Annotated in this window: 10 protein-coding genes; 4 read left to right on the forward strand and 6 right to left on the reverse strand. The window is 50.3% G+C overall.

The window, feature by feature from the left end:
* The 6 genes from AAF564_22460 to AAF564_22485 all read right to left on the reverse strand — a co-directional run.
* The coding region (locus tag AAF564_22460; protein ID MEM8488329.1) for a serine--tRNA ligase at positions 1-239 on the reverse strand (239 nt) is incomplete at its 3' end.
* A 5-nt stretch (positions 240-244) separates the two neighbouring features.
* On the reverse strand, positions 245-1171 hold the full coding sequence (gene rfbD / locus AAF564_22465) for a dTDP-4-dehydrorhamnose reductase (GenBank protein ID MEM8488330.1): 927 nt from the start codon (positions 1169-1171) through the stop codon (positions 245-247).
* A 215-nt stretch (positions 1172-1386) separates the two neighbouring features.
* Complete coding sequence (locus AAF564_22470) at positions 1387-1881, reverse strand: hypothetical protein (protein ID MEM8488331.1); 495 nt, start codon at positions 1879-1881, stop codon at positions 1387-1389.
* Between the two features lie 32 nt (positions 1882-1913).
* On the reverse strand, positions 1914-2447 hold the full coding sequence (locus AAF564_22475) for an acyl-CoA thioesterase (GenBank protein MEM8488332.1): 534 nt from the start codon (positions 2445-2447) through the stop codon (positions 1914-1916).
* A gap of 22 nt (positions 2448-2469) precedes the next feature.
* A complete protein-coding gene (locus AAF564_22480) occupies positions 2470-3714 on the reverse strand; it encodes an asparagine synthetase B (protein MEM8488333.1) in 1245 nt (414 codons plus the stop codon).
* 98 nt (positions 3715-3812) lie between these two features.
* A complete protein-coding gene (locus AAF564_22485) occupies positions 3813-5597 on the reverse strand; it encodes a tetratricopeptide repeat protein (GenBank protein ID MEM8488334.1) in 1785 nt (594 codons plus the stop codon).
* Between the two features lie 536 nt (positions 5598-6133).
* On the opposite strand from AAF564_22485, the gene AAF564_22490 reads away from it, so the two are divergent.
* From AAF564_22490 to AAF564_22505, 4 genes are all read left to right on the forward strand, one after another.
* Complete coding sequence (locus AAF564_22490; protein MEM8488335.1) at positions 6134-7294, forward strand: 1-deoxy-D-xylulose-5-phosphate reductoisomerase; 1161 nt, start codon at positions 6134-6136, stop codon at positions 7292-7294.
* A 296-nt stretch (positions 7295-7590) separates the two neighbouring features.
* Positions 7591-9012 carry an RIP metalloprotease RseP gene (rseP, locus tag AAF564_22495; GenBank protein ID MEM8488336.1) on the forward strand — a complete coding sequence of 474 codons (1422 nt, stop codon included), beginning with the start codon at positions 7591-7593 and terminating at the stop codon, positions 9010-9012.
* Between the two features lie 64 nt (positions 9013-9076).
* Complete coding sequence (locus AAF564_22500; protein MEM8488337.1) at positions 9077-9847, forward strand: isoprenyl transferase; 771 nt, start codon at positions 9077-9079, stop codon at positions 9845-9847.
* Between the two features lie 290 nt (positions 9848-10137).
* The coding region (locus tag AAF564_22505) for a POTRA domain-containing protein (protein MEM8488338.1) at positions 10138-11869 on the forward strand (1732 nt) is incomplete at its 3' end.

The following is an 11869-nucleotide window of genomic DNA, read 5'->3' on the forward strand; positions in this document are numbered from 1 at the left end:
GAAGATTCTGCTTTCTTGGCTTCAGCTTCGTCTCTTTTGCCATCTTTGAACAATTGCCCGATTGATTTGGCAATGCCGTTTGCAGAAGTTTGGATTTCCTGGAGCTTTGTAAGGGTCTCCCGTCGTTCTGTATCTAGTTGGAGAATTTGGTCAATAAGCTCGGTTTCCTGGTAGCCTTTATCAAGCATAGCCTGACGGACCCGGGCGGGCTCGTCACGCAAAATTACAATGTCAATCATTAAAGTCAGGATGTTGAAACAGGAAGTCCCAGACGTGCACCCAGGTGAGCAAGAGCCTTTTCTGTGCTTTTCGGGCGGTAGCCTAATTCAGTCTCTGCTTTCAAAACAATGAATCCCGTTGTTGGCGGGCGAGCGGCAGTTTGACTGAATGTAGAACTGTTTGCACGTTCTATCAGCGACGCATCTAAATCGAATACGGCAGCAATCTTTTGGACAAAATCATAGATCGACAAAAATTCGCGACCAGAAAGGTGATACACGCCTTGTTTGTCGAAACGTACCAGCCGTTGCAATCCTTCCGCCAGGTCGGGTGCATACGTTGGTGTCCGCCATTGATCGTCTACGATGCGTATAGTGTTCCCTGATGAGAGCTGATTGATGGCCCAGAGCACAATATTTGATCTGCTTAATGCCTCACCTGTGCCAAAGACGAGTACAGTACGCGCAATAGCCCAGTTACGCAAGCCCGACTTACGAATGGCATTTTCTGCCGCCAGCTTCGATCGGCCATAGAAGTTTACTGGATTCGGGCGGTCTTCTTCTTTATAAGGTCCATGCTCACCATCAAATACAAAATCAGTTGAGACCTGGATGAGTTTTGTGCCGTGCTGCTTGCACAAGCGAATGAGTTGCTCTACCGCTTCGCAGTTCACATCCCAGCAAGCCTGTCGCTCAATTTCGCAATGGTCCACATTCGTGATTGCCGCGCAGTTGATCACGACATCGGGCGTGAAGTCCATGAAGATATTTTTGACGTCCTCATGGTTTGTAAGGTCGAGAGACACGTAACCGCATGAACCAACATTGAAGCGCGCGTCTATGTCGCGGCCTGTAGCCAGGATGTCATAATCAGGATGCCGGCTCAGCACACTGACCAGTTCCTGCCCCAACAATCCGTTGGCTCCTGTAATTAATACGCGTTTATATAACATGGTTAAATAGCTTCAGTCTCTGCTTGCGTGCTACGTGGTTTACGTACGGCGCACAAGATAGTGTAAAATGTTGAGACCTCAAGGGCAGAAATGGACCGTTGGAAGTGCGGCAGATGGTTTCTATAGGTAGGCGCATGGTTGTGCCTTGTTCCTGAAGTTAACAGCCGGCCGCGGGCCTCGATTGGTGCAATGCGTCAAAAAATGCAGTATAGAGGCTAAAAGAAATACCTGAGTCCTACTGCACCACCGAGCGTTACCTCACGCTTGGGCATTAGTTTAACGCCTGGGAGGGCCTGGAGAAAGACTTCAAATTTTTGTGTGAAAAAGTTAAGCCCCGGCATTACACTCGCGCTAATGCGGAGATCTGACTTCTCTTCGTCAACTTCACGGCCAATATCCATGCCAGGGCCAATAAAGAAACGCAAGGGCGAATCGGGTATAGGGTACTCGTAGGTTACATGCATACTATATAATAAAAACCGCTCGATGCTCCAGGACCCCAGAAAAACGACCCCGATGTCTCTGCTTGGATAATATTTAAGCGTAAACCCGCTGGGATTTCCTACCTGGGCACCCAGGCCCAGTGCCCGGGAAGAGGTACCGGATTGTGCGATGGCTGTTGGTGTGTACGCAGATGCAATACACAGACAAATGCTGGCTGCCAGTATTGGGGTCAGGCGTTTAAGGAAAGGGATACGCGGGCACATCATGAATAGGGCTGCATGAATAGGGGGCTGCCGGGCTATTCCTGAGCTACAGGTGCAGGGTGCAGGTCACCTTTGATATGCTTGGCGTCGCTAATATTCATTCTGCCGGCTACGATAAGCCGTAGCTCGCGTCGTTTGGCTGCGGCTTCAAAGCGTGCTTGCTCTTCTGGGCTCTCTGGCACGATGGCCGGCACCGGGGTGGGGCGGTTGGTTGCATCAACAGCTACAAAAGTGTAATACGCCCGGTTACATTTACGGCGCGTCTGTTCTATGGCATTTTCAGCCCAAACATTGAGCTCCACTTCCATAGAGGTACGGAAGGCCCGGTTTACCTGCGACTCAATGACAACGATCTCCCCCTGGCGAATTGGAGATTCAAACTCAACAGAATCCACGGCAGCTGTCACACAGATTCTGTTGGTATGCCGTTGGGCCGAAATGGCAGCGCTTATATCCATGAGATACAGCAGCCGGCCACCCATCATGTTGCCGAGGTTATTCGTGTCGTTGGGGAGTACAATCTCGCTGGTGATGGAGCGGGATTCGCTAACGGTTTTTGCTTTATCCATGGTATCGGGGGTTACCCGGCGATCAGGTTTTCTGTTTCTTTTTCTTCGCAGCAGGGAAGAGGACGTTGTTGAGAATCAGGCGGTATCCGGGGGAGTTTTTGTGGAGTGCCAGATCCGTTGGTGGATCACCCACAAAGTGCTGATAATCCTCGGGGTCGTGGCCGGCGTAAAACGTAAACGTCCCCTGGCCATACGAGCCGTGGAGGTAACGCACTTCATCCCTGCCCGGTGCTTCAGCGAGGATTACCACGTTGGGTTTGATAAACTGTTTCTCAAAATTTGTCGTCTGTCCTATAAAACCGCGTACCGTTGCCACATGGTTTTGCGTGAGCATGGTCGGAACGGGGTCCCATTTTGCGCTGAATTCAAAGATTGTGAAGTAATCCAGCGCGGGGTTGCGCAACTGGGGGGGCGGAGGTCCTGTGTCGATATCGGAATGCTCGTATTGCTGGGCGTTGAAATTTGGCCTGAAATTATGAAACGCAAAGGTCTGGCTATAATCTAGTTTCGACAATGCGTCGGGGTCGATCGGGTCGCCGTCGTATTCTGCTGGCACAATGTCGGTATTCAGGGCCGCGGACGCAATGTCAAAGGTGTCCGTACCAGAGCACATCGCGAAGAGGAAGCCGCCATTGGTTACGTAGTCTCTGATGGTCTGGGTAACAACCAGCTTGAGTTCGCTCACTTTGCGGAAGCCATGCCGGCGTGCGGCAGCTTCTGCCTGGCGCTGCTGCTCGATGTACCAGGGCATTGAACGGTATTGAATAAATTTGCCAAATTGCCCGGTGAAGTCTTCATGATGCAAATGAAGCCAGTCGTAATTGGCCAATTCTCCTTCCATAACGTCGTCATCGTAGACCATCTCGTATGGTACTTCAGCATAGTTCAATGCAAGCAGTACCGCATCATCCCAGGGCAATGTTTGCTGGGGGGCATACACGGCGACGCGTGGGGCCTTTTCAAGCCGCACGAGCGATGTGTTGTTGGCTTCACTTTCAACCTCCGAAATGACACTGGCCGTTTGGGCGCCGCCCAGTTTTTCGCTGTAAACTCCGCGAATGCGCAGTTCTTGTTCAATTTCGTTGTCGAAGGGCAAGAGGAAGGAGCCGCCGCGGTAATTCAGCAACCAGTCAACAGTGACTCCACGTTGCAGTGACCAGAAGGCAATGCCATACGCCTTCAGATGGTCCGACTGACGGGCATCCATCGGTATAAGAATGTCCTGTGCATGCACCTGGGTTGCGGGTCGGCTGAGGCCGAGCAACATCAGACAGGTTAACAAGAAGCAAAATTGGAGTGTTCTTTTAAGATACATCGTTTATGGGGTTGCCAGTTATCTGCTGTGCGATATAACTATAGAAGTAATTAGGTACCGTCTCCTCTTAACATGCGTATTCGGTCGCGCGCCTGGCTTGCCAGCAATGAGGTCGGATGTTCAAGCAGCAACTTACTGTACGTTTCAGCTGCCTTGTCATCATCGCCAAGTTGCTGCTCGTAAATTTCTGCTGCTGTAAATAGACTACGGTCAACCAGGAAACTGGTTGGGTGGATGAGATGAAATTCGAGGAAGGCCTGTAACGCAGACTCAGTTTCACCAATTTCGCGCAGGGTAGTGGCGCGTAGGAAACGGGCGTCATCTGCCAGCGCGTGGCTGCCAAAGCGAAGCAGCAAATCATCGAGGCCGGCCAGGGCTATATCATAGGTGCGCTGCCGTTTTGCCAGTGAAGCTGTTGCGTAAAGGTTCAGCGGGGTATTGAGCGAATCGGGGCCTTTGTTCTCGAATAGTAAAACTTTCAGCTCTATCGCATCATTTGCTATATCTGTAGATGTATTTTCATTCATCACCTGCGACAGGGTGAGTGAAGCATCAAACTCTCCTTCGTAAAAGTGGATGAGGGCCAGCTGAAACCGGGCTTTTTCTGCAAGTTCACCGATGCGCAGTTTTTCTTCCAGTCGGGTGAAAATCAGGCGGGCTTTGTCCAGGTCGCCGCGCATTACAGCAATGCGGCCGAGGTCAAAATCAGCGTCATTGGCAGCGCTGCTGCTGCCAAATTCATTGAGTACTTCGAGCAGCGTTGCTTCAGCATCTCCGAGATTGAAAAATACATCCTGTTGGAGCCGGCCCATGCGTTTTAACACTTCAGGGTAGTACGGATGGGTAGGGTATTGCTGGAGGAATACCTGGTAAGCGGCAAAAGATGCCTCGTAGTTCGGGGCTGAGATTCGCGTGCCCGATTCGTCGAAAGCCCGTTCCAGTAATTCCTGGGCGCGTTGTTCGTGCATTTCTGCGAGGCCCATCTGGGCTTCGGGTGCTGACGGAGCATCGGGGTAGCGTTCCAGAATTTCTGCGAAGGCAGCTGAAGCCGGCTCATAAGCCGCAGCATCGGCAGCCTGTTTGGCAAAACTGAATAAAATCCCGCCATTCTCCTGTTCAAGCCTGTCGATGGCTCTGTATACATTCAGGGCTTCGCTATACTGGGCGTTTTCCATATAAAGCCACCCGAGTAACTCTCTGTAAGAGCGATTTAGCGGCGTCTCGCGGACAACGTCCTCTACAATAGGAATACTTTTGTCAAGCACGCCTTCCTGATCAATAAAGCGACCAAGCCGGCTGCGTACAAAGCTGAGTTGCCGTTCATTGTTTTTTAGCAACCCTACGTATTCCTGCATCGCTTTGTCATGCGCATTGGTCAGACTATATAGATAAGCCAAATCCATCTGGAATTGGTCTTTACTATTCAACTTCTCCCGGCCTTGCTCGAGAATGCTGACCGCGCGTTCAAAAAGCCGCACCCGCGACAAAGACTGAAAAACTACCCGGTAAGAATTGGCGTGGTTAGGAGCTGCTGCAATTGCTTCGTCCCACGAGGCATAAGCTGCCTGCTCGTCTCCTTTTAGAAATTGTAAACGGGCTTTTTCGGAAAACAAGAGTACCGGATTTGCATCCAACGCAAGCCGCTGGTCTACGAGGGCAATGGCTTCGTCATACATTTTGACGTTTTCGTACCCTTCTTTTAGCTTCTCGTAGAATACATGCGTTGCTGGACTGGCTTCATAGAGGTCTTCCAGGAGTCCGATTGCGCGGTCGAACTGGCCGGCGCGTAAATACGATTCTGCCAGTTGGAAGCGGGCTACCTGTGTGCTATCCATCTGTTGCGCGTGTACTGGTTGTACAGGCGCGCAAACCAACAGGAGTAGGAACGCAGGAATTAATACATACAGTCGTCTATCCATATACCAAAGGTGCCACTCCGTCTTCGGAGGTAGCAGCTAGTTCATATCAGCCAATACGAGGTTGATGTAACGTACAAAAACCGTGCTGTACTGACACAGCATTATTTACATAGCATTTACTTGCAGACGATGAACACGGCGTTTTGTTTGTGTGGATGGCTGAATTTAATTTACATTACCATCTTTCGAGATATTTATCTCTAAAAATACCATAAATATAAATGCCCATCGCATAATTTTGACGGTTCGTAGCAGGATATCAATTAATGGATATAATCCCACATTGCATCCGTTTTGAGCCAGACGTTAGAGCTATTGTCATTAACCAGATTGTTTGGCTTCCAGCTGACAACCGTTAACCTTGAAACGCTTAACAAGCCGTCAAAATTGTTTGTAGGGTATCGTAACATTGTTTAACTCCATTATGAATACCAGGGAAGGACTAAAGGGGAATGCCTAGGCAGATAGCAGTACTTGGCTCAACAGGATCAATTGGCACACAGACGTTGGAAATTGTGCGCCTCTTTCCGGATAAATTGCAGGTGTGTGCCCTTGCAGCGAATCGCAATGTAGCGTTGCTGGCTGAGCAGGCAGCAGAATTCAGGCCGGCCTGTGTTGTCATTGGAGATGCCTCTTGTTATGAGGCATTAAAGGAGCAGGTAGCACATTTGCCTGTTGAGGTGCTTGTTGGGGCAAAAGGCCTCGATGCTGCAGCCCGCATGCCCGAGGTACACACGGTTGTCGCTGCGCTGGTTGGTTTTGCCGGGCTTGCTTCCGTAGTGGCTGGCATCAAAGCGGGTAAAGAAATTGCCCTGGCAAACAAAGAGACGCTGGTTGCAGCCGGCGCACTTGTCAACGAACACCTGGCTGCGCTTGGCGGCACGATGGTGCCTATAGACAGTGAGCACTCGGCCATTTTCCAGTGCATGGTAGGGGAATCCGATAAAACAGTTGAAAAAATTACCCTGACGGCATCCGGCGGACCATTCCGGACACGCACTGCCGCTTTTGAAACAATTACACGGGCGGAAGCCCTGGCCCATCCAAACTGGTCTATGGGGGCAAAAATAACAATCGATTCCGCCACCATGATGAACAAGGGCCTGGAAGTGATCGAGGCCCGTTGGTTGTTCGATTTGCCAGCTGAACAAATTGATGTCCTCGTGCATCCCCAGTCGATTGTGCATTCGCTTGTCACCTTTAATGATGGCTCTACAAAAGCCCAACTGGGCGCGCCAGACATGCGGGTGCCCATTCAGTATGCTTTGAGCTATCCTGATCGTTGGTCCGCACCACATCCGCGCATCGACTGGATGAAAAATGCGTCACTCACATTTGAATCTCCTGATTTTGATCGTTTTCCTTGTTTGCGACTGGCTTTTGAGGCCCTGGCGGCTGGCGGGGCGGCGCCGGCGGTTTTGAATGCTGCAAACGAAGTTGCTGTGGGCAGATTTCTGAAAGACGACATTCGCTTTGTGGATATCCCCATACTCATCGAGGCAGCCCTGGCGCGCTTTTCTGCTGCTTCTTTTAATACCCTCGAGGAGCTTGTTGACCTGCATAATGCAGTACAGGCTGTGGTGTTGGAACTCAACCGTACTACGACCAATTGAATACCCCTTAGGCGCAGACTACATGCGCCGCTAGATTCGATAATTTGTTGTTTAAAGTTGTAGTGTTGGGTAGTCAGGATCTTAACTTTAGGGCTATTCTCTATTGCAGCTGCGCGGCTGCCTGGCAGTGTTTTATTGCTTAAAGGCAGCGCTTCATAGATCATTTAATGCCACCCCTCGGGATGGCTCATTCGCTTTGTCTTGTACTGGGCTGTTTGATTGATACATCAGATTGATTGATACATCAGAAGGCTGTCGGGTCGACAGCCTCCAGGCCGCCTAACAGACAGGGTCACATGGAATTCGCTTTGGAAATTCTTGCAACAATAGGCTGGGTATTGCTGGCCATTACAATTCTTGTATTCGTACATGAAATGGGCCATTTCCTGACGGCCAAGATGTTTAACATGCGCGTGGACAAGTTTTCTGTGGGCTTTCCGCCGAAAATCTTGGGTACAACCATTGGGGAGACGGAATATGTGCTCGGCGCAACGCCGCTGGGTGGGTATGTGAAGATCGCCGGCATGGTGGATGAAAGCATGGATACGGACAATCTCCAACAAGAACCCGAACCATGGGAATTCAGGGCAAAACCCGTTTGGCAACGGATAGTTGTGATTACTGCCGGCGTCATATTTAACATCATTCTTGCGGCCATTATCTTTATCAGCCTCAAGTATGCTTATGGTGACAATTACATTCCTGCTGAGAATGTTGAGCAGGTTTACATCCAGGATGGCTCCATTGCGCATGATATCGGGTTGCGTACCGGAGACCGCATTGTGTCCGTTGGTGGTAAAGAACTGGAGCGGTTTAGTGACCTCGAAGAATTTACCTTGCTTTCAGATCCGCTGACAATTACAGTGGAGCGGGGAGGCGAGCAGCTTACTTATGAGGGGCCTGACGACATCATGACCCGCATGGGCAAAGCTGGCGACGACCGGTTGGGTGTTGAAATTCATCCAAGTGTGATTTTTAATGCCGAAGAGGGGATGCCGGCCGGCGACGCAGGTATGCAGCCTTTTGATAACATCACGTCCATTGCCGGCTCACCCGTGTCCTTCTGGATCGAAATTGTCAACATCATGGGTACCGTAGACGGCTCACCCATCCCGGTTACCTGGGAGCGTGAACTGAGCCGGGCAGATACGGCTGCAGCCCTTGCAGAGAATACCCGCCTGGTGGCCGTGAATGGCGATGTTGCTACATATGAGGCAACCATTGCGCCTTCTTTTGATGAGGCTGGCGAAAAATACATGTTGGGCGTAGCCCCACCAGCTGGTGAAGTGCTTGCCGAAGTAATCGGCGTGCGTATGGAGCAGGTACCCATCGGCCGGGCAGTTGTCCTTGGTATGGAAGAGACCTGGACCAACTCCATTGCAATTGTAACAAGCCTCAAGAAAATTTTTAGTGGCCGCGAAGACTTCCGGGAAAATCTGGGCGGGCCGGTTAAAGTGGCACAGGTAACAAAACAGGCGGCAGATGCCGGCGCCTTTTCTTTCTGGCGCATTGTTGCTCTTTTGTCAATCACCCTCGCAATTATGAATATCTTGCCTATCCCTGCCTTAGACGGAGGGCACTTGATATTCCTTATCTACGAAGGCATTACCCGCAGAGAGCCTTCGCTCAAAGTCAGGATGTGGCTGCAGCAAATTGGTATGGTGCTGCTGCTGGTCTTCATGACCTTCCTGGTATTTAACGACATTCTCCGCCTGTGATTCTCACCCTTTCACATCACAAGCGAACAATTTCTTACTGAGCGTACTCGTGCAACAGGACACCATGACGGATGTAGTTGAGCAGCCTTTAACAGAAGATGCTGCAGCACAGGCAGCCTTGCAGCAACAAGGCGCTATCCCCAAACACATAGCTATCATTATGGATGGCAATGGCCGTTGGGCCAAGAAAAGGGGTAAGATGCGTGTTTTTGGTCATTATGAAGGCGTTGAGTCGGTTCGAGATATTACGGAAGCGTGTGCCCAGCTTGGCGTTGAATACCTGACCCTGTACACCTTCAGTACGGAGAATTGGAACCGGCCATCCAGCGAAGTGGAAGCGTTGATGACCTTGCTGATCCATACGGTGAAGCGTGAGCGCAATACGCTGCTCAAAAACAACATTCGGTTGCGGGCAATTGGAGATATCGACCAGTTGCCGGCAGCATGCCGCAAAGAATTTGCAGACTGTATCGCTGAAACCGAAGAAAATTCGCGGATGACGCTCAACCTGGCGTTATCTTACAGTGGCCGTTGGGACCTCGTGAAAGCAACAAAAGCCATCGCCCAGCGCGTAAAAAATGGCGAATTGTCTGAAGAGGACATCGACGAAACCGTTATCGGCAATCATTTATCGACAGCAGGATACCCTGATCCCGATTTGCTCATCCGCACAGGAGGCGAGTTGCGGGTGTCAAATTTCCTGCTTTGGGAGATTGCCTATTCAGAATTATTTATTACAGACGAATTCTGGCCCGAATTCAGAAGAAACAGCCTTTACGGTGCTATTCGGGAATACCAGCAGCGCGACCGTCGATTTGGTCGCATAAAGCCCTGATTCCACCCATACTATCAGGCAAAATCATCACCCATCAAGGCAGCTTAACTGTTGATAAATTCATTCACAGTTGATTGCTGACTACCAAAATACGCGTTAGTTTTGATACGCCTGTGCAAGTTGCAATAAATGCAGGGTTTAGGCGTTAATAGAACGTGTGCGTGTTGAAACGAAACCAAGCCAGATACCTCTAAGTGTAAGATGGCTGCTGTACATGTTGATGTACACACCGTATTTGAACCACAATCGTAGTTATTCGGTACTGCTTGCGCGTACTTACTACATACAGTATGCGCCGGCAATCCGTTAACAAAGACAATCCAAAAGCCCTCTGCGTCTTCATGGCCCAAAGAAATATTAAAGTAGCATCCGCGTTTGTAGTCTTGGCCTTGCTCTTTACAGGTGTAGCATTCGGGCAGAATGCGCCTGGCCAATATTCCGCTGATCCCGTTCCTTTTATGGAGCCGCCGCGACAACTGGAGGTGAGCACCATCCGCGTAGACGGGACGGAGAGTGAGACTACACGGTCATTTATTGTCCAGACGAGTGGAATAGAAGTGGGCCAGCAGGTGACTGTGCCTGTTGATCCTGCATTTGGTGAAGCAATTCGGTCGATTTTCCGCCTCGGAAGCTACGAGGACGTGAAAATCAACCAGGAAAACGAGGCAGATGGCAAAGTCGGCATTGTTATCATGGTTAAAGAAGTGCCGCGCCTGGGGGAATACAACTTTACCGGGGTCAGGAAGTCACATCGCAAAGACCTCAAAGACAAAGCGCCCCTCTTGGCCAGAACACCTGTAAAAGTCTCTGATATTGAGCGTACGCAGCAAGTAATTAAAGACTTCTATAAAGAAAAAGGCCAGCCGCTCGCAACTGTAGAAGTAATCCGCGACGAAAAAGCGGACAATACGGTTGACCTGGAATTCAAAGTTGATCGGGGCCCCAAAGTTGAAGTTGAGGCCATTAATATTACCGGCGTTGATGCGGCTACTGCCAAGAAAATTCGGAAAAAGCTGGGCACCAAACAGGACCGCTGGTGGCGCTTCTGGAAAAAAGCCAAATACGACAAACGTACCTACGACGAAGATCTGGGCAAGGTTGTCGACTACCTGAACGAGAACGGGTATTTTGATGCGCAGGTCATTCGGGATTCGGTTTATCTCGACATGGGCAATGAAGTGGTTAACGAAGAGCTGATTGCTGCTGAAGATGGCACCATGCAGCTTAAAACCAAATCTTCTGGGAAAAAATCCAAGCCGGGCATGATCATCGACCTCGATGTGCATGATGGGCCGCAGTACCATATCCGCACGATCGATTGGGAAGGGAATACCGTTTATCGGGATGATTTCCTTACAGCTTCCCTTGGTTTGGCGCCGGGCGATATTTACAACAGCAAAACGCTGCAAGAGAATCTGTACTCAAACAAACGTAGCAGCGATGTATCAAGCCTCTACATGAACCGCGGTTACATGACGTTTCGGTTGGAGCCAACCATCCGCGTAGTGGAAGGGGATTCTCTGGATCTGAGCTTTGATATTGGGGAAGGGGATATTTTTGAGTTTGGCAATGTCGAGATCTTTGGCAATGATAAAACAAAAGATCACGTAATTCGACGCGAGCTGTATACGATTCCAGGGCAGACGTTTAGCAGGGATGCCATTCAGGAATCTATTCGCCGCCTGATGCAGCTAAACTATTTTAGCCAGGAATCACTGGCCGGCGGACCCGCTGTTGAAGTTGACGAGCAGCGTAAAGTGGTCGATCTCTCCTATTCTCTCGAAGAAACGGGTAGTGACCAGTTGCAGCTTTCTGGTACATGGGGGCAGTTTGGCCTCGTATTGAGCCTGGGCTTTGAGTTCAACAACTTCTCTGCGCAGAACTTCTTCAAAAAAGGAGCCTGGCGGCCACTGCCTTCCGGAGATGGCCAGCGCCTGAATGTTGGTGTACAAACCAATGGCCGCTTTTATCAAAATTACTCCATTGGGTACACCGAGCCCTGGTTCAAGGGTAAACCAACGC

This window comes from Bacteroidota bacterium (genome assembly GCA_039111535.1).
Taxonomy (GTDB): domain Bacteria; phylum Bacteroidota; class Rhodothermia; order Rhodothermales; family JAHQVL01; genus JBCCIM01.

Excerpts from the sequence above, each read along its gene's own strand:
- rfbD (MEM8488330.1), bottom strand. The coding sequence starts at position 1,171 with ATGTTATATAAACGCGTATTAATTACAGGAGCCAACGGATTGTTGGGG.
- AAF564_22470 (MEM8488331.1), bottom strand. The coding sequence starts at position 1,881 with ATGATGTGCCCGCGTATCCCTTTCCTTAAACGCCTGACCCCAATACTG.
- AAF564_22475 (MEM8488332.1), bottom strand. The coding sequence starts at position 2,447 with ATGGATAAAGCAAAAACCGTTAGCGAATCCCGCTCCATCACCAGCGAG.
- AAF564_22480 (MEM8488333.1), bottom strand. The coding sequence starts at position 3,714 with ATGTTGCTCGGCCTCAGCCGACCCGCAACCCAGGTGCATGCACAGGAC.
- AAF564_22485 (MEM8488334.1), bottom strand. The coding sequence starts at position 5,597 with ATGGATAGCACACAGGTAGCCCGCTTCCAACTGGCAGAATCGTATTTA.
- AAF564_22490 (MEM8488335.1), top strand. The coding sequence starts at position 6,134 with ATGCCTAGGCAGATAGCAGTACTTGGCTCAACAGGATCAATTGGCACA.
- rseP (MEM8488336.1), top strand. The coding sequence starts at position 7,591 with ATGGAATTCGCTTTGGAAATTCTTGCAACAATAGGCTGGGTATTGCTG.
- AAF564_22500 (MEM8488337.1), top strand. The coding sequence starts at position 9,077 with ATGACGGATGTAGTTGAGCAGCCTTTAACAGAAGATGCTGCAGCACAG.